Source organism: Dactylosporangium sp. NPDC000244, assembly GCF_040300725.1.
Classification (GTDB): domain Bacteria; phylum Actinomycetota; class Actinomycetes; order Mycobacteriales; family Micromonosporaceae; genus Dactylosporangium.
In genome coordinates, this window is sequence record NZ_JBEPEH010000023.1 from 80757 (window position 1) to 99007 (window position 18251).

16 protein-coding genes and 1 tRNA gene are annotated in these 18251 nt (G+C 73.4%); 11 read left to right on the forward strand and 6 right to left on the reverse strand.

The genetic code is table 11. The annotated features are described in order from the left end of the window. Positions 1–44 precede the first annotated feature (44 nt). Positions 45–117 (forward strand) — tRNA-Gly (locus ABT369_RS30890). Positions 118–121: 4 nt separating this feature from the next. Here the strand turns inward: ABT369_RS30890 and ABT369_RS30895 are convergent. The 3 genes from ABT369_RS30895 to ABT369_RS30905 are packed head-to-tail and all read right to left on the reverse strand — an operon-like array spanning position 122 to position 3016. After that, positions 122–1813, reverse strand: coding sequence for a CehA/McbA family metallohydrolase domain-containing protein (locus tag ABT369_RS30895; protein WP_350617263.1), 1692 nt, complete (start codon positions 1811–1813; stop codon positions 122–124). Between the two features lie 46 nt (positions 1814–1859). Then, positions 1860–2600: a YaaA family protein gene (locus ABT369_RS30900; RefSeq protein WP_350617265.1), complete on the reverse strand. Its 741-nt coding sequence runs from the start codon at positions 2598–2600 to the stop codon at positions 1860–1862. Between the two features lie 5 nt (positions 2601–2605). Next, positions 2606–3016, reverse strand: a complete 411-nt coding sequence (locus ABT369_RS30905; protein ID WP_350617267.1) for a GntR family transcriptional regulator — start codon at positions 3014–3016, stop codon at positions 2606–2608. Between the two features lie 97 nt (positions 3017–3113). Here ABT369_RS30905 and ABT369_RS30910 point away from each other — a divergent pair, with 97 nt between their 5' ends. Next, positions 3114–3632, forward strand: coding sequence for a hypothetical protein (locus tag ABT369_RS30910; protein WP_350617269.1), 519 nt, complete (start codon positions 3114–3116; stop codon positions 3630–3632). A gap of 35 nt (positions 3633–3667) precedes the next feature. Beyond that, positions 3668–4438 carry a hypothetical protein gene (locus ABT369_RS30915; protein ID WP_350617271.1) on the forward strand — a complete coding sequence of 257 codons (771 nt, stop codon included), beginning with the start codon at positions 3668–3670 and terminating at the stop codon, positions 4436–4438. 266 nt (positions 4439–4704) lie between these two features. Here the strand turns inward: ABT369_RS30915 and ABT369_RS30920 are convergent, their stop codons facing one another. After that, positions 4705–5193, reverse strand: coding sequence for a VOC family protein (locus ABT369_RS30920; RefSeq protein ID WP_350617273.1), 489 nt, complete (start codon positions 5191–5193; stop codon positions 4705–4707). A gap of 126 nt (positions 5194–5319) precedes the next feature. Here ABT369_RS30920 and ABT369_RS30925 point away from each other — a divergent pair, with 126 nt between their 5' ends. From ABT369_RS30925 to ABT369_RS30940, 4 genes are all read left to right on the forward strand, one after another. Beyond that, on the forward strand, positions 5320–5973 hold the full coding sequence (locus ABT369_RS30925; RefSeq protein ID WP_350617275.1) for a hypothetical protein: 654 nt from the start codon (positions 5320–5322) through the stop codon (positions 5971–5973). After that, positions 5970–6305 (forward strand): transcriptional regulator, encoded by a 336-nt coding sequence (locus ABT369_RS30930; protein WP_350617277.1) that lies wholly within the window; start codon positions 5970–5972, stop codon positions 6303–6305. The genes ABT369_RS30925 and ABT369_RS30930 overlap by 4 nt, the downstream gene beginning before the upstream one ends. A 79-nt stretch (positions 6306–6384) precedes the next feature. Then, positions 6385–7248 carry a hypothetical protein gene (locus tag ABT369_RS30935; RefSeq protein ID WP_350617279.1) on the forward strand — a complete coding sequence of 288 codons (864 nt, stop codon included), beginning with the start codon at positions 6385–6387 and terminating at the stop codon, positions 7246–7248. A gap of 69 nt (positions 7249–7317) precedes the next feature. Next, positions 7318–9363, forward strand: coding sequence for an NAD(+) synthase (locus ABT369_RS30940; protein ID WP_350617281.1), 2046 nt, complete (start codon positions 7318–7320; stop codon positions 9361–9363). A 12-nt stretch (positions 9364–9375) separates the two neighbouring features. On the opposite strand, the gene ABT369_RS30945 is transcribed toward ABT369_RS30940, so the two are convergent. Further along, entirely contained in the window at positions 9376–9723 is a 348-nt protein-coding gene (locus ABT369_RS30945; RefSeq protein ID WP_350617283.1) for a hypothetical protein, read from the reverse strand. 49 nt (positions 9724–9772) lie between these two features. On the opposite strand from ABT369_RS30945, the gene ABT369_RS30950 reads away from it, so the two are divergent. Continuing rightward, positions 9773–10207, forward strand: coding sequence for a MarR family transcriptional regulator (locus ABT369_RS30950; protein ID WP_350617285.1), 435 nt, complete (start codon positions 9773–9775; stop codon positions 10205–10207). Between the two features lie 18 nt (positions 10208–10225). On the opposite strand, the gene ABT369_RS30955 is transcribed toward ABT369_RS30950, so the two are convergent. Next, positions 10226–10774 (reverse strand): GNAT family N-acetyltransferase, encoded by a 549-nt coding sequence (locus ABT369_RS30955; protein ID WP_350617287.1) that lies wholly within the window; start codon positions 10772–10774, stop codon positions 10226–10228. Positions 10775–10909: 135 nt separating this feature from the next. On the opposite strand from ABT369_RS30955, the gene ABT369_RS30960 reads away from it, so the two are divergent. The 3 genes from ABT369_RS30960 (at position 10910) to ABT369_RS30970 (ending at position 18146) form a co-directional block, all read left to right on the forward strand. Continuing rightward, positions 10910–12718: a hypothetical protein gene (locus ABT369_RS30960; protein WP_350617289.1), complete on the forward strand. Its 1809-nt coding sequence runs from the start codon at positions 10910–10912 to the stop codon at positions 12716–12718. 68 nt (positions 12719–12786) lie between these two features. Then, positions 12787–17466 (forward strand): diguanylate cyclase domain-containing protein, encoded by a 4680-nt coding sequence (locus ABT369_RS30965; RefSeq protein WP_350617291.1) that lies wholly within the window; start codon positions 12787–12789, stop codon positions 17464–17466. Next, positions 17463–18146, forward strand: coding sequence for a hypothetical protein (locus ABT369_RS30970; protein WP_350617293.1), 684 nt, complete (start codon positions 17463–17465; stop codon positions 18144–18146). Before ABT369_RS30965 ends, ABT369_RS30970 begins: the two co-directional genes overlap by 4 nt. Positions 18147–18251: the final 105 nt, after the last annotated feature.

The following is an 18251-nucleotide window of genomic DNA, read 5'->3' on the forward strand; positions in this document are numbered from 1 at the left end:
GGCTGGGAGTCCCGCGGGCGAATGCGCTAGAGTCCTTTCTCAGTGCGGACGTAGCGCAGCTGGTAGCGCATCACCTTGCCAAGGTGAGGGTCGCCGGTTCGAATCCGGTCGTCCGCTCTTTTCATACCGATTCCCGTCGGCGCCCGGCGGGAATCGCTCGTTTCGGGGCCTTGTCCAGCACCCACAGCGGATTGGACACGCCCACCACGTCGCCCCCGGCGAGACGGACCTGCAGCCGGACATAATGGCCCGGCGACACCGTGACGGTTTTCGATTTCACCGTTTTTGTCGACGGTACCGCGGCCGCCTCGTCGACCACCCCGACGACCAATTCCGCCTTCGCCCCGCCGGGCAGGCCGGTCGCGATCGCGTCGACGGTCACCGGCGCCCGCGTCATGAGCACGGCACCCAGATGCGAAACGCCGCCGACGCGCAGATCGAGGCTGCCCCGGTACCGCGCCAGATCCGTGAACCACGCCGCCCCCTTCGCCATTGCGGCGAGCAGATCCGGCTGCGCGAGCGACGGCGACCACACGTACGTGATGTCGTGTTCCGGCTCCTTCGCCCAGTCCATCGCGTCGTGGTCGTCGCTGCTGCCGACCGCGGTGAAGAACAGCGCGTTGCGGCAGGCGACGTCGAACACCCACAGCAGGTCGTCGTACGGTTTCCGGCCGATCTCGACCAGGTCCACGCCGAGGAAGTCCCGTTCCAGCATCAGCTTCACGAGCTCGTCGCGCTTCGCCACGTCCATCGGATGGTTCCAGCAGACGAGGCCGCCGTGCGCCTTCAGGTACCGCACCATCGACGCCGTCAGCGCCGGGCTGTCGTCGCGGACCGGCGGGCTCGGAAACGACGGGAACCGCTGGTCACCGCCGAACCAGTTCAGGTGCCGCACGAGCGAGATCTCCATCGCGCGGAAATGCGTCACGCCCGCCGCCCCGTGCTTCGCCGTCGCGGCCGCGATGACCTCGGCCCGCAGCTGTTCACCGGCCTGCCCGGCGCGCCGCGAACGGTGGAACGTGAGCCGGTCGGCGACGAACCCGGCGTGCTGGACCCCGATGCGCAGCCCGGTGAGCGCGTTGTCCCCGGCGGCGATGGCCGGCCACAGTTTCGCGACGTCGTCGCGCAGCACGAACGTGAATCCCTGCCATTGACCCGCCTTGATGGGCAGGCGCACCGTCCCGTTCGGCCCGGTCGCCGTGTGCGTGGCGGCGGCAAAAAGCCCGATCTGGTACCGCATCCGCAGCACCCCGAGGCCGGGATGGTTCGACAATTGCAGCTCGAACAGCAGGGAGCCGTCCGCCGGGAGCGTTTCCGGCAGCAGGTCCAGCGTCAGCTCGGTGTCGGCGATGCAGGCGTTCATGGTGTTGTTCCAGGACTGCCCGCGGTACCAGATGATGCCCTTGTTCTTCGAAACGAGCCGGAGGGCCTTGCCGGTGCCGTCCTGCGGCGAATGGGGCGAGGCGACGAACTCGGCCACGACCCCGGTCGGCCTGCCCTCGGTCTCCTTGACCCATGTCCAGTTCATTCCGTGCTCGGGCTCGACGGCCCCGTCGAAATGGACCGCCTGGCGGTGCTCGAACGCGGCGATGCGGAAGTCGTGATCGGTCCACCAGATCACGTCGACGTTGTGCTGGCGGGCCTGTTCGAGGTGCGCGGAGAAGCTCGCGAGGCCCTCGCTGAACGGGCCGTGAATGTGCGTCGCCATGCTGATCGGCCGCACATTTCCCGGCGGCGTGGACGGCACGACTCCGGCGGCGAGGGCGGCCCCGGCAGCGCTCAGCACGGTGCGGCGGGTCAGTGGGTAATCCACATTCCCTGACGTTCCCGGAACAGCGCCGGGCGGCGCAGGCGAATCGCTAAAGCTGCTCCACATGGATGTCGAGCTGGCCCGATCGAGGCTCCTCGACGCGATATCCGAGCCCTCGCAGCGTTTCCGTGAGCCGCGCCGCGGTGCGCGGCCGCGCACCGGACTCGAGCAGCGCCCGCACGATCCGGCCCTTCGTCGCCTTGTTGAAGTGGCTGACGACCTTCCCGCCGTGCAGCACCCGCACCGTGACGGCGTGCGGCGGCGTCCACATGCCCGCGTACGCCGACGAGCGCAGGTCCAGCACCAGCTCGTCCCCGGCCACGGCGTCCAGCGGCGCCTTGAGCGCCGCCTTCCAGTGCGCGGCGAGCGGCCCGGTCGACGGCAGCCGGACCCCGATCGAGCACCGGTACGGCGGGATCCGGTCCCCGACCCCGACCACGCCCCACAGCCCGGAGAAGATCAGCAGCTGCTTCGCGGCCCGCCGTTTCGCGGCCGCGTCGAGGCCGGCGAGCCCGAGCGCGTCGTACAGCACACCCGTGTACACCTTCCCGGCGGCGACCGCGGGCGCGCTGGTCAGCCGCGCGTTGCGCTCGACCTCACCGGTCTGCCCGGCGCCGAGCCCGAGCGTGCCGATCGCGAGCTGCGGGTCGGCCGCGAGCGCGACGAGGTCGTCGAGCACTTGCCGCCGCGCATCGCCGAGCTCGGGAACGGACAGCGTGGCGAGATCGACCGCCCGCCCCCGCCGCGGGGCGTCGGCCTTGCCTTCGGAGGGCGGCAGCAGGATGAACACGGCGCCTATTCTTCAACAACCACCTCGACGGTCTCGGCATCGACCTGCTCGACGCCGCCGTCGGCGCGGCGGATCTCCAGCAGCGGCACGCCGCGCTCGATGCCGAGCCGCGCCCGCTCCTGCGGGCTGGGCATCCGCCCGACGAGCACGGCCCCGCGCTCGAGCACGATCCGCCGCCGCTTCGGCCGGGCCCGCACCCGCGCCGCCCGGCCCCGCTGGGTGGCGATGAGGCCCTCCTCGCGCAGCAGGGCCAGGGCGCGCCGGACGGTCATGAGGCTGACGGCGAACTCCCGCATGAGGAGGGCCTCGGCGGGCAGCGGCAGCCCTTCCGGGTACTCGCCGGTAGCGACCTGCTCCCGGAGCCGGTCGGCCACGGCGCGGTACCGCACCGCCGGCCCACTGCTCCGCCCCCGCACGCGGCGACGGTAGCCCACAAGGCCGTATGGCCATAAATACTGCTCAACACAAGTTCTTCCACGGCGCATTGACGTGCGCCGTGCCAAGATACCGGGCATGTCCGCACCCGAGCAGCAGCCGCATGTCCTGGTCGAGTGGGCACAGTACGTGGCCGTCGTGCGGGGCAGCATGTCCGACCGCTACGCCCGGTTCTACGCACCGCTGGCCATCGGCAGCGCGGCGCTGGCGTTCCTGCCGCTCTTCGAGGACGTGGTGGTCCGCGACGCGGAGGGCAACGTGGAGCTCACCACGCGGTACGGCACCGTGTTCGACATGGCCGGCCGCCCCGGCGGTGGCCCGGCCGTGATCGGGGTGCTGCTGCTCGGCGTACTGGTCGCCGCGCTGACCTACGCCGCGTTCCGGGCCCGCACCGCCCTCGTGCCGGGCGTGATCGCGGCCTGCGCCGGGCTGATCGCGCTGATGCTCGCCACGAAGCCCGGCACCGGCACCCCCACCCCGGACCTCACCGACGGGGGCGTGGCCGGGCTCGTGCTCGCCCTGTGCGCAGCCGCGCTCGGCATCGCGCACGCGATCCCGCTGAGCATGCTGAAGAGGGCGGCCGGAAACCGTCTTTGACGCGTTCAGGGGTCTGCCGTCGTACCCTCGGCGGCGTGGACGTCGCCGAACGCATGGGCCCCGGGCTGCGCACGCCTGACGAAGCCTGGCGGTTCATCGCCGACTTGTTCGCCGGCTTCGGGCGGCCCGTCACGGACGCCGACGGCTACACGGCCGACGAGCTCGCCGCGGCGCCGTTGCCGCTACCCGCGGCCGTCGCCGGTTTCCACCGCCGGTTCGGCCGACGCCGCGAGTTCACGGACGGGCAGGACTGGATCCTCGAGCCGGCGCGGCTGCGCGTCGACGACGGCGTCCTGGTGATCCGGGACGAGAACCAGTACACCGCCGAGTGGGGCGTGGCCGACCTGGACCGGGACGATCCGCCGGTGCTGTACCGGGGCGACGGCGAGGATTGGCAGCCGTACCTCGACCGGTTCTCGCTCGCCGCCGTCGACTTCGCGCTCTGCGAGACGGTCTTCGCCAACGAGGATCTGTACAACAGCGCGGAGGTCACACCGGCCCTGGTCGAGCAGTTGCGGAGCACCTACAACGCGGTGCCCTTCCCGGAGTATCAGGCATACCCCGGCGCCGGCCCGACACTGTGGCTTTCGGCGCCGGGCAAGCTGGTGCGGGTCGACCAGCACCAACCCCCGTGGATCTACGCCCGCGGCCGGTCGGTGAAGGAACTTGGCGAGCTTCTGGCCGACGTCGGCGCTGAGTGGACCCTCTGCATAGGAGCGGAATGGCCCGTCTGTTTCGGCCGCTCCTTGCGCGACGGCACGGTTGATGAAGACGTTGCGCCGCGTTCGTTTGGATCTCAGGTCTGACCTTGGTGCTGGGCATGCCGGCCCGCTGCTGAACCTTCGCGTGGTCCGCATACCCGGCGCCGTTCCAGTCCCAGCGTGCCTGGTCGAACCGCAGCGCCCGCACCCGCCCGCCGGGCGCTGACACGAAGTGGGTACTGGCGATAGCCGTCGGGGAGCGCCACGCCGGACTGTTCCTCTACTTGGCGCACTTGGGCTTGCCCGGCAAGATAGCGGAGGGTGTCCCTCCTGACCTGGTCGGTGAGGCGTATTCGTGGGTCGGTCGCGGTTCAGCTCCGGGGGAAGATCTCGGTCTCCGGGCGCTGCATGTACTCCATCGCCGCCGTGAACGCCGGGTCGTCGAAGCGGCGCTGCAGCTCCTCGGGTGTCACGTCCTCGATGTGGGTCTGGATCCACCACACGTTGCCGAACGGGTCTCGCACCCGCCCGACCAGGTCGCCGAAGGCCAAGTGGGTGACGTCCGAGATGGACACGCCTCCGGCCTCGACCGCCTGGCGGTGCACTCCGTGGGCGTCCTCGACGTACAGCCGGAGGAATGCGGGCGTCGCCGGCCAGCTCGGGTCGCCGTCGAAGAGCATCACGATCGCGCCGCCGATGCGGACCTCCGCGTGGCCGATCACCCCTCGGGCGTCGATCACCCGGCCGAGTTCCTCGGCGCCGAACGCCCTGCGAAGGTAGTCGATGACCGCGGCCGTGTCGCGGGAGATGATCCACGGCGTGACGGTCGTGTAGCCGTCGGGGATGGCCTTGACGGACATGTCGGTCGGCTCCTCTGCGTGTGGGACGGTGCCGTCGACGCTAGCCGTCGTATAGGTCGGTTTTCGTCCTCAACGCTGGGGCGGAAGGTGGTGGCGAAAATAGGTTTCCTGTGCCAACCTATTGGCATGAGTACTGATTCGGTACCCGCCGGGGAAGATCCGCGGCGGCTGCTCTCGGAAGCCCGGGGGCTCGCCCGCCGGGTGCGCGTCGATCAGCGGGTGACCTGGTTCGCGCTGCTGGTCCTGGCGGTGGTCACGTTCGTCGCCATCCCGTTCGACTGGTACTTCTTCGACCCCGCCCTGTCCTGGCGCCGCGGCGTGCTGTTCTACTGGCCCCCGGTCCTGCTGCTGTCCTACGCGGCGATCGCGGCCTACTACGTGCGGGTCGCCCGGGAGCGGGGGCTGGGCGCCCGGGTGCTGCCCTACGCGATCACCGGCATCGCGCTGACCGTGCTGTTCACCGCCGCCTGGATCGCCGCGCGCCTGTACTTCCCGAGTCATCCGCAGCGGCTGCCCGAGTGGGTTCTCTTGGTGGACCGGCTCGTCGCGCCGTGGGGCACGATCGGCGTGGCGCTGCTCGTGCTGGCCCGGCTGGAGCGCAACCTCGGGCTGCTGGTGTTCACGGTCGCGTACCTGACGGTGGTGCTGGTGCCGATCGACCTCGGCTGGCACTGGCAGGGCCAGGAGGGCACCTGGTTCCTGCCGCAGCAGTTCATCAACGGCACCGTGCTGCTGCTGGGGGCCATCGGCTTCCGGCTGGCCGACCGGCGGCGGCGATGACCGACGAGCCGCTGCACCCCGTCAACGGGCTGGACGAGGTCGTCCACCAGCGGGTCCGGCTGGGCATCCTCACCATCGCCCACGAGGCGCGCCGGGCGGAGTTCGGCTACCTGCGCGCCCAGCTGGACCTCACCGCCGGCAATCTTTCCAAGCACCTGAGCGTGCTGGAGACGGCCGGGCTGATCGAGATCGAGAAGGGCTACGCCGGCAAGCGCGGGCGCACCTGGATCAGCCTCACCGCCGCCGGGGACACCGCGCTCGCCGAGGAGGTGGCCCGGCTCAGGCTGCTCATCGCCCGGGTGGAGACCGTGGAGCACCGGCAGGAGGACTGAGCGGCCCGGCCCTTGGAACTGTGCGGGCGGTGCGCGGTGCGGCTAGCGTCGGCGTCGATACCTACAGCAGGAGGTAGCGATGGCATGGAGAGCCGCACGCTCGTTGCTGGTCCTCCACCAACAGTTGCAAGCCGGGGCGCCTCGCGCGCGGCCGCCCGGGACCGGGGCCGACGAGTGGGGGCTGATCGGCGACGCGGCCCATGATCCGACGTCCGACCACTCGCCGCACAACTTTCCCGGCTGGGGAAACCAGATCGTCACCGCGGCGGACTTCCCCAACCGGCCCGACCTCGGGCTGGACGCCCACCGGGTGCTCGACGACATCCGGCGCTCGCGCGACGGCCGGGTGAAGTACGGCATCTCCAACGGGCAGATGTTCTCCAGCTATGCGGTCAGCGGGTACGGGGCCTGGACCTGGCGGCCCTACAACCCCAAGAACGGCGACCGGCACTTCACGCACGGCCACCTGTCCGTCGTCGGCGACGCGCGGGCGGACGGCACTCAACCCTGGCAGACGATCGGCGCTGGACTCGGCGGCGGCGACGAGGAGGATGACGACGACATGGGTGCTTCGTTCGGTCCGATCAACATCGAGCGCGAGGGTGTCACCTCGCTGACGATCCCGCCGGTGCAGGCGGGGGTGGCCGACCCGCGACCGGCGTGGCTGAACTTCTGCAACGACACGGGGCAGGTGTACGGGCTGCGCGTGTGGTACAGCACCGGCAACGAGACCTTCTCGCCGTTCCCGGGCACCAGCAACGGGCAGCTCGCCCTGCGCTCCGGGCAGCGCTGGAGCGGCGACATCCCCGCGGGCACCTCCTGCCTGTCGATCCTGCGCCAGGCGATCGACGCCGACGGCAACGTGGTGGCGCCGACGGCCGAGTACCGCGCGTACGCCGGCCACCTCACCTGCGCCATCGAGCGCGGCGCCGTCAAGCGCTGAGGTCGACGTCACGGCCGGTGCGGGCGGGACCCGTGCCGGCCGTGGGCGCGGCTGGACCATGATGGGACCGTGAACTTCCGCTCGATCTACGCCCACGGCTTCGCCCGGGTGGCCGCCTGCACCGGGCGGACCGCCATCGCCGACCCGCCCGCCAACGCCGCGGCGATCCTGCGGCAGGCGCGGGAGTGCTCGGACGAGGGGGTCGCCCTCGCCGTCTTCCCGGAGCTCGGCCTCAGCGGGTACAGCATCGAGGATCTTCTCCTGCAGGACGCCGTGCTCGACGGGGTCGAGGACGCGCTCGCGCAGGTCGTGGCCGGATCCGCCGATCTGCTGCCGGTGCTCGTCGTCGGGGCGCCGCTGCGGCACCGGGGGCGCGTCTACAACTGCGCGGCCGTCGTGCACCGCGGCCGCCTGCTCGGCGTCGCGCCCAAGTCGTACCTGCCGAACTACCGCGAGTTCTACGAGGCCCGCCAGCTCACCGCCGGCGACGCCGAGCGGGGCGGGACGATCCGGGTCGGGGGAGCGGACGTGCCCTTCGGGCCCGACCTGCTCTTCGCCGCCGAGGACCTGCCGGGGTTCGTCCTGCACGTGGAGGTGTGCGAGGACATGTGGGTGCCAGTCCCGCCGAGCGCCGAGGCCGCGCTCGCCGGGGCGACGGTGCTCGCGAACCTCTCCGGCAGCCCGATCACCGTCGGCCGGGCCGAGGACCGCCGGCTGCTGTGCCGGTCGGCGTCGTCGCGCTGCCTGGCCGCGTACGTGTACGCCGCCGCCGGCCTCGGCGAGTCCACGACCGACCTGTCGTGGGACGGCCAGACGATGATCTACGAGAACGGGTCCCTGCTGGCCGAGACCGAGCGCTTCCCCGACGGCGAGCGGCACGCCGTCGCCGACGTCGACCTGGACCTGCTGCGCCAGGAGCGCCAGCGGATGGGCACGTTCGAGGACAACCGGCGCACCCACGAGGAGCGCACGGGCAGCTTCCGGCGCATCGCGTTCACGCTCGCCCCGCCCGACACCGACCTCGGGCTGCGCCGCGTGGTCGAGCGCTTCCCGTTCGTGCCCGCCGACGTGGAGCGGCTCGCGCTGGACTGCTACGAGGCGTACAACATCCAGGTCGCCGGCCTGCGCCAGCGCCTCGCCGCGATCGGCGAACCGAAGATCGTCATCGGGGTCTCCGGCGGGCTCGACTCGACCCACGCGCTCATCGTGGCCGCGCGCGCGATGGACCGGGCCGGCCGCCCGCGCACGGACATCCTGGCGTACACCATGCCGGGTTTCGCCACGTCGAGCGGTACCAAGGACAATGCTTTCGCCTTGATGCGGGCCCTGGGCGTCAGCGTGCACGAGCTCGACATCACCCCCACGGCGCGGCTCATGCTCGCCGAGCTCGGGCACCCCTTCGCCGCGGGCGAGCCCGTCTACGACGTGACGTTCGAGAACGTGCAGGCCGGGCTGCGGTACGACTACCTGTTCCGGATCGCCAACCACCGCGGCGGCATCGTGCTGGGCACCGGGGACCTCTCGGAGCTGGCGCTGGGCTGGTCGACGTACGGCGTCGGCGACCACATGAGCCACTACAACGTCAACGGCGGCGTGCCCAAGACGCTCATCCAGCACCTGATCCGCTGGGTGGCCGCGAGCGGGCAGTTCACCGACGAGGTCGCCAAGATCCTCTCGGTGATCGTCGAGCAGGAGATCAGCCCCGAGCTCGTGCCGGGGGAGGAGCTGCAGTCCTCGGAGTCGAAGGTCGGCCCGTACGCGTTGCAGGACTTCACGCTGTTCCACGTGCTGCGCTTCGGGATGCGCCCCTCGAAGATCGCCTTCCTGGCCTGGCACGCGTGGCGCGACGCCGACGCCGGTGCGTGGCCGGTGCACTTCCCGGACCACCGGCGCGTCGCCTACGACCTGCCGGAGATCCGGCACTGGCTCGAGGTGTTCTGCCGTCGGTTCTTCGGCTTCGCCCAGTTCAAGCGCTCCGCCCTGCCGAACGGCCCGAAGGTCTCGGCGGGCGGCTCCCTGTCCCCGCGCGGCGACTGGCGGGCCCCGTCGGACGGCAACGCGAACGCCTGGCTGCGTGACCTCGAACGGTGGGACATGCGGGCCGACGAGGTGTAGGCGGCCCTCGCCTCAGCCCTCCTGCGCCGAGGCGAGGGCCTCGGTCAGCGAGCCGAACCGGTGCGCCACGGCGACCCGCCCGCCGCGGACCCGGAACAACGTCGCGACCCGGGCCGCCGCCCCGCCGCCCCAGTCGGCGTCCTGCTCGACGACCATGGCGTCGGCCCCGGCGGGATGCCACGAGACCGCCCGCAGCGCGATGCCCGACCGGGTGACCCACTCGGCGAACGCGTCGGCCGTGATCGGACCGGCCCCGCGCGGCCCCGAGACGTCGACGGGATCGGTGACGGCGGCGCGGGCCGCGTCCAGGTCCCGGCGGTTGACCGCGTCGTGCCAGGCGTTGATCGCGTCCTCTACCATGGTCTCACCGTATGCGTTTTGCATACGAGGCGACAAGGGGGTGCGGTCCATGGAGCCGGGCGGCGGCCGGGTGTTGTTCGGGTTCGTGCGGTTCTGGTCGCGCCGCTGGACCGGCGCCGACCCCGACCGGGGCCGCGACGTCATGGTGCTCGAGGCGGTCACCGCGCTGACCGGCCGCGGCGACGGCCCGCCGTCGGTCAACGACGTGGCCCGCGAGCTCGGCCTCGACCAGTCCGGCGCGAGCCGGCTCGTCGCCCGGGCCGAGCGGCTCGGGCTGCTACTGCGGCGCGCGCCCCGGGGCGTCGGCGCCGCGACCGCCGTCACCGTCACCGCCGCGGGTGAGGACCTGCTCGCGCACGCGCACGCCTGGCAGGACGAGGTGCTGCGCGACCTGACCGCCGGCTGGCCGGACGGCGACGTGCGCGCGCTCGTCGCCCTCATGGGGCGGCTGGTCGCGGCCCAGGCCGGCCTGCCGCGTCCCTGATCGGCCGGGCGCGACGGCCTACGGGCGCGGGTCGCCGGCGTACTCGGCGCGCACCATCGAGTACAGGTACAGGCTGCGCCACCGGCCCTCGCGGAACTGCGACGCCCGGATCTCGCCCTCGCGGGTGAACCCGGCCTTCTCCAGCGCCCGCTGCTCGGCGACGTTCTCCACGTCGGTGTACGCCTCCACGCGCTCGACCGGCGTCGTGCCGAACAGGTAGGCGGCCAGCATCCGCTGCGAGGCCGTGCCCGCCCCCCGGCCCCGGAACTCCGGCAGCAGCTGGATGCCGATGGTCCAGCACGCCCAGATCGGCACCCCGTAGGTGTTGCGGCTCCAGTGCACGGTTCCCGCAACGTTTGAGCTGGAGGCCCCGTCCAGCTGCACGATCAGGCACCCGGAGTCCGGGCCGATGAGCCGGTTCTCGTCGAAGCGGCGGCGGGTGGCGACGATGTCGCGGTACCCGGACCAGTTGAACCCGCCCCCGGTCTCGGGATCGTCGGCCTGTCGTTCCAGCAGCCACAGATCGGCGGCCGTCACCGGCCGCAGCACCACGTCCGGAGTATCCACGGGCGCAGCGTACCGGCGGCCAAGGCGGATCGATGGCCCGCCCGTTCGGTTGCAGTCTGTCGAGAACCCGTCCGGGACGGGCCGAACCCGTGCCGGTGGACGATGATGGGCGCGGGCAGAGGTTGGAGAACCGCAATGACGTCGGGTTCCGGCGCGCTTGGATGCGTCGAGACTGACATCGCACAACCGGTCGCCGAGGGCTTGCGCGCGCTGCACGCCGACGGGGACCTGCAGACCGCACGCCGGTGCTTCGACGCCGCGTATGCGTGCGCCGAGGCAGCCGGGGACGTGGCCGGCATGGCCGAGGCCGCGCTCGGGTTCGCGGGCGTCTGGGTGCACGAGCATCGCACCGGCGCCGGGGCGGCCGTGCTGGAGCAGCGGCTGAGCCGGCTGCTGGGGCTGGTCGATCCGGAGGGGGCCACGGCCCTGCGCCTGCGGGCCCGCCTCGCCGCCGAGCGCGACTACCGCGAGGGCCGCAGCGACGCCGTCCTCGCCGTGCTCGAGGACGCCCGCGCGCACGGCGACCCCGTCGCCCACGCCGAGGCGCTCAGCCTGGCGCACCACTGCCTGCTCGGGCCCGAGCAGCGGCTGCTGCGCCGCGAGATCGCCGTGGAGCTGCTCGGCGTGAGCACCCGCACCGGCCGCCGGGGCGACCTCGTCATGGGCCTGCTGTGGATCACCGCCGACCTGTTCCTCGACGGCGACCGGCACGCCGAGCGGCGCCTCGGCGAGCTGCGCCACCTGCTCGCCGAGCGGCCGCATCTCGCCGTCGGCTACGTCGCCGACGCCATGGACGTCATGCGCGAGATCCGCGCCGGGCGGTTCGACGAGGCCGAGCGGGCCGCGCAGGCGTGCTTCGAGCGCGGCGGCCGGGCCGGGGACGCCGACGCCGCCGGCTGGTACGGGGCGCATCTCGTGGCCATCCGCTGGTACCAGGGCCGGCTGGCGGAGCTGCGCCCGATGCTCGACCGGATGGTGCACGAGCCGACGTTGTCCGCGGTGGACAACGCGTACTACGCGGTGCATGCCGTCGCCGCGGCCGAGGCCGGCGACCTGCGCACCGCCGCACACGCCCTGGCCCGGCTGCGCGGCCCGGCGCTCAAGGAGCTCCCGCGCTCGGGCAGCTGGCTGGTCACCATGCACGGCATCGTCGAGGCGGCCCGTCTCGTCGGCGACGCCGACCTGGCCGCCGAGGCCTACGAGCTGCTGCTGCCGCACGCGGAGCGGCCGGCGATGGTCAGTCTCGGGATCGCGTGCTTCGGGTCGGTACACCACGCGCTCGGTGTGGCCGCCGGCGTCTTCGGCCGCCGTGACCTGGCGGTGGAGCATCTGACCCGGGCCGTCGAGCACAACCGCGCGCTCGGCCACTGGCCGGCCGCCGAGGCGTCCCGGTGCGCCCTGGACCGGCTCGGCCCCGACCAGCCCGACCGGGCCGCCTGCGTGCGCGACCGGCAGCACTGGCGCCTGACCTGGGGCGAGCGGTCGGTGCTCGTGGAGAACAGCGTGGGCATGCTGCACCTCGCGGTCCTGCTCGCCAACCCCGGCACCGAGATCCCCGCCGTCGAGCTGGCGATGGGCGTCACCGGCCTGGCCCAGGCCGTGGGTGCGCGCACGTCCCCGCAGGCGGTCCTCGACCAGGAGGCGATGCGGCGGTACCGCACCCGCGTCGCCGATCTTCGCGCGGAGATGGAGTCCACCTCGGACCGCCGCCGCGCGGAGGCCGCCCGGCTGGAGAGCGAGGCCCTCATGGCCGAGCTGGCGGGCAGCGTGGGCATCGGCGGCCGCAGCCGGCGCTTCGTCGACAACGCGGAGCGGGCGCGGGTCGCGGTCGGCAAGGCGATCCGCCGCGCGATCGCCCGGGTCGAGGAGTCGGACGCGGGGCTGGGCCGGCACCTGCGCGAGACCGTGCACACGGGGCGGCACTGCTCGTACCGGCCGGTGTGAGGCGCTTCTAAATCAACAACGGCGGACAAAACGGTCAAGTCCCGGCCGGGGCGGTCGATGGGGACCGTGTGCACCCTGAGGCGGCCGGACGGCTGGGCGCGCTCCCGCGCACGGGAGCGAAGACGCTCACGCCCGTCACGCTGCCCGGCGGCCGCCCCGCGGTGCGCAAGGCCTGGGCCGGCGACGAGGACGCCGGCGGCCGCCTGCGCCGCGAGGGCATCATCCTGGCGCGCCTCGCCGGCGTCGACGGCGTGCCGGTCCTGCTGGAGCCGTGCGACGGGACCTGCCTGCTGCTGGCCGACCTCGGCGGGGAGCCGGTCGCCGGCCGGCAGACCCCGCGGCGCCTCGGCGAGCTCGCCGAGGGGCTGGCGCGGATCCTCGCCGCCGTCCACGACCGCGGCGTCGTGCACAAGAACGTCAACCCGGCCAACATCTACGCCACCGCCCGCGGGCCACTGCTGGTCGACTTCGATCTTGCCACCACGTTCGCCGAGGAGCGGCCCGGATTCACGCATCAGCACGAGATCGCCGGGACCCTCGCCTACCTGGCGCCCGAGCAGACCGGCCGGACCGGGCGGCCCGTCGACCACCGCGCCGACCTGTACTCGCTCGGCGCCACCCTGTACGAGTACGCCACCGGCCACCCCCCGTTCCCGGCCGGCACCGCCCTGCAGCTCGTCCACGACCACCTCGCCACCGCGCCCGCTCCGGCCGGCGGCGAGCTCGGGCCGATCATCGCCAAGCTCCTGGAGAAGGAGCCCGACCGGCGGTACCAGAGCGCGGAGGGACTCCTGCACGACCTGCGCACCCGCCCGGCCGTGCTCGGCGAGCGGGACTTCGCCCGGCGCCTCAGCCCGCCGTCGCGGCTGATCGGCCGCGAGCGGGAGGTCGAGGCGCTGCACCGCGCGTTCGCCGATGCCCTGGCCGGCAAGACCCGCGGGCTGCTCGCCGCCGGGGCGCCCGGGGTCGGCAAGACGGCCCTCATCGACGAGCTGCGGCCGCTGGTCACCGCGAGCGGCGGCTGGTTCGTCACGGGCAAGTTCGACCAGTACCGCCGCGACCCCGACTCCGACGCCGTGCGCCAGTCGATGCGCGCCCTCGCCCGGCTGCTGCTCGCCGAGGCCGGGCAGGACCTCGGCCCGCGGCTGCGCGACGCCCTCGGCCCCAACGCCGGGCTCCTGGCCGGGGCGCTGCCGGAGTTCGCCGTCCTGCTCGACGCCGAACCCGAGCCGGACACCACCGAGCTGGAGACCGGCTCGCGGCTGCAGCAGGCCGCCGTGGACGTCCTGCGGGCCGTCGCCTCGCCGGTGCACCCGGTCGTCATGGTCGTCGACGACCTGCAGTGGGCCGGCGCCTTCCCGATCGGGGTCATCGACGCCATCCTGTCCGACACCACGCTGGAGGGCGTCCTCGTCGTCGGCGCCTACCGCGACGCCGAGGTCGACGAGGCCCACCCGCTCGCCGCCACCCAGCCGCGCTGGGCCCGCCAGCCGGGCGCCCCGGCGGTGCTGCGCCTGGCGAACCTGCCCCCGGCCGACCTGGCCGAGTTCCTCGGCGAGATGCTGCGCCTGGAGCCGGTGCGGGCCGCCGAGCTCGCCGCGGCCGTCGGGCGGCACACCGGCGGCAACCCGTACGACACCGTCGAGCTCGTCAACGCCCTGCGCCGCGACCGGGTGCTCACCCTGGAGGCCGAGGGCTGGCGCTGGGACCCCGGGGCGGTGCGCGGCCACATCGGCGCCACCGACGTCCTCGACCTCGTCGTGGCCCGCATCGGCGCGCTGCCGCCGGCGACCCGCGACGCCGTGCAGTCCCTGGCCTGCCTCGGCGGCGAGGTCGAGCTCGGCGACGTCGAGGACCCGGACGCGCTCGTGCCGGCGCTGGAGGACGGGCTGCTGGTGCTCGAGGAGCAGCGCGACGTCGTGCGGTTCCGCCACGACCGGGTGCAGCAGGCCGCGTACCGGATGCTCGCCCCCGACGAGCGCCGCGCCCGGCACCTGCGCATCGCGCGGCGGGTCGGGGAGGGCAACCTCGCCGCCGAGCAGTACCTGCAGGCCGTCGACCTGCTCGACGACCCGGCCGAGAAGGCCCGCGTCGCCGGGCTGTTCCGAGCCGCGGCCGGGGCGATCCGGCTCATGAACGGCGGCGTCGCCGAGCGGTTCCTGCTCGCCGCGCAGGACCTCGGCGACGAGCACGACCCGCAGCTGCTCACCGAGCTGCACGCCACCCTCTACCAGCTGGGCCGCCTCGCCGAGGCCGATGACCTCTTCGCCGAGCTGGAGCGGTGCGGCACCGACCCGCTGGAGCTCGTCGACGCCACCTGCGTGCAGATCTACAGCCTCACCAACCGGCACCGCTCGCCCGCGGCCGTCGCGCTCGGCGAGCGGCTCCTGGCCCGGCTCGGCGTCACCCGGCCCGGGAACCTCGGCGACACCCTCGGCGAGCGGCTGCGGGACCTGGCCCGGTGGGCGGCCGAGGTCGCGCGGGGCCGCGACGACCGGCCCGAGCGGCGCGACCCGACCCTCGCCGGGATCGGCAAGATCCTCGAGAAGATGCTGTCGCCGGCGTTCTTCTGCGACCGGATGGCGTTCATCTGGGTCGTGCTCGAGAGCCACCGGCGCTGGGTCGAGCACGGGCCGAGCCCGTCGCTCATGGCCGGGCTGGGCCGCATTCCGACCGTGGTCATCGCGATGGGGCAGGACTACCGCACGGCGTACGACGTAGCCCGGCACGTCCTCGCGGTGGGGGAGGACCGCGGGTACGTGGTCGGCGCCGCCCGCGTCCGCTACGTCTTCGCCGGGTTCGTGCAGCCGTGGTTCGAGCCGCTGGAGGCCAACGTCGCGACCCTGGCCCGGGCGCGGGAGGAGGTGCTGCACACCGGGGACGTGCAGTACGCCTGCTTCGCGTACGACTTCTCGATCGCGGCCCTGCTCGACTGCGCGCCGACCCTGGACGCGTGGGCGGCCGAGATCGACGCCGGCCTGGCGCTGGCCGAGCGGACCCGCAACGAGATCGGCCTGATCAGCTACGAGCCGTTCGCGCAGCTGCTGCGGGCCCTGCGCGGGGAGCCGCACCGCCCCGAGCCGGACTACGCCAAGCAGCCGGTCGGGCTCGCGAACTTCCACGTGTACCGCGCGCTGGAGGGCGCCCTCATGGGTGACGAGCGCGCCCTGCGGGAGCACAGCGCGACGGCGATGACGATGCTCGGCGCCATCCCCGGCATCTACACGACCGCCACCGCGCACCTCGTGCGCGCCCTCGCCCTGAGCCGCGCCCCGGACGGCGACGCCGACGAGCTCGAGCGCGTCCACGGCTGGCTGCGGCAGCGGGCCGGGGAGTCGCCGGGCACGTTCGCGCACCTGGCCGCGCTCGTCGACGCCGAGCGGTGCACGGATCCGCTCGACGCGCTGCGCGCGTTTCAACGAGCCCTGGATGTCGTACCGCCCGTGCCCCGCCCGTGGCATCGCGCCTACATCACCGAGCGCGCCGGCCTGGCCCACCTCGCCGCCGGGCTCACGCACACGGGCCGGGCCCTGCTGGACGAGGCCCGGGGGCTCTACGCGGCCTGGGGCGCCCGCGGCAAGGCGCTCGCGATGGCGGGCGAGCCGGTCGGCGGGCACGGGCCCAGCGGGTCCGGCGGGTCCCCCGACGGGCTGGTGACCAGCGACGCGATCGACCTCATGGCGGTGCTCGCGGCCTCGCGGGCGCTGAGCTCGCAGACCAGCCTCGACCGGCTCCGGGACCAGGTCGCCGAGGTGCTCAGCGCGATGACGGGGGCCTCGGCGGTACGGCTGCTGCTGTGGGATCCGGACGCGCGCGCCTGGCGGCTGTCGACCGACGCGGGGGAGCAGAGCCTCGAGGACGCCGGCGCGGCCGGGCTGCTGCCGGTCACCGCCGTGCGCTACGCCGACCGGGTCCGGGAGCCGCTCGTGGTCGCCGACGCGTGCAGGGACGGCCGGTTCGCCCGCGACCCGTACCTCACCGGGCTCGACGCCTGCTCGCTCATGGTCCTGCCGGTCGTCGTGCACGGCCAGCCACGGGCCATGCTGGTGCTGGAGAACCGGCTCAGCCGCGGCGCGTTCACCGGCGACCGCCTCGACGCCGTCGACCTCATCGCCGGGCAGCTGGCCGTGTCGCTGGACAACGCGCTGCTGTACGCGTCGCTGGAGCGCAAGGTCGCCGAGCGCACCGAGGCCCTGGAGGCCGCGAACGAGCGGCTGGCCCTGCTCAGCATCACCGACCCGCTGACCGGCCTGGCCAACCGGCGCAAGTTCACCGACGGCCTCGGCGAGGAGTGGCGCCGGGCCGCGCGCAACCACGGGACGCTCGCCGTCGCCATGATCGACATCGACCACTTCAAGCTGTACAACGACCACTTCGGCCATCCGGGCGGGGACGCCTGCCTGCGCAAGGTCGCCGGCGCCCTGCGGCGCACCGTGCGCGCCACCGACCTCGTCGCCCGGCTCGGCGGCGAGGAGTTCGCGGTGGTGCTGCCCGACACCGACCTGACCTGCGCCTGCGTGGCCGCCGAGCGGCTGCGGGCGGCGATCGAGGAGCTCGGCGAGCCGCACCTGCGCACCGGCCCCGGCGTCGTCACCGTGAGCGTCGGCGTGGCGGCCGCGCGGCCCGGCGGAGAGGGCGAGCCGGAGGAGCTCGTCGAGGCCGCGGACGTGGCGCTGTACGAGGCGAAGCGCGAAGGGCGCAACCGGGTCGCGCCGGGTTTGCGGCCCCCGGTAATCTCAGCGGTTTGAGGGAGCAAGCAACGGCGATGGCGGACCACCGCGCGGACCAGCCCACCGGCGAGCAGGCCGGCGGGCCGGTGACGCTGACGTTCGCGGAGCTGGAGTTCGTGCTGCGCTCCGCGGCCGAGCGCGGGGTCGAGGTCGACGACGTGCGCCGCCGGCTCAACTTCCAGCCCGGGGTCTCCACCGGGATCGTGGTCGCCTCCGGGGTCGCCTCCCTCGTCGCGCGGGACCTGTGCCGGCTCGACGACAGCGGCGTGCGGCCCGGCGAGTTCGTGCAGGGCGCGATCGCGGCCCTGGCGACCCGGCACACGAGCACCGAGGCGGCCGGCTGGCTGGACGAGCGCCCCGTCGTGGTGCACCTGTTCTCCGGCGTGACCGGCCGGCTCGCGGTCTACCCGGGCTCCTACGGGCTCTTCTCCGTCGAGCTCATCGACGCGACCGAGCCCCTGTCGGCGCCCGTGATCCGGTTCCTGGACCTGTGCACCTCCGGCGACGGTGCGGCCACGGTGCTCATCCGCACCCAGGCCGGCGCGGCCGACGAGTCCGGCGTCGCGGTCGCCCGCAGCGCGGCCGGTGCCTGGTTCATGTCCGACTCGTTGGAACGACCGGACCCGGGCCGCCCCCTGGCCCGTGCGGCCGTCGTCGCCCGCCTCCTGTCGCTGCTCGCGCAGCCGGTGGGAGTCTGATGGGCGCCGGGCAGTCCGTCGTGTCCGGTCGTTTCGGCGATGGTGCGATCTTGACGATAGTGGGATCTTGATGTCGTTCGTGGTTTCGATGGCGGTGGAGGGCTG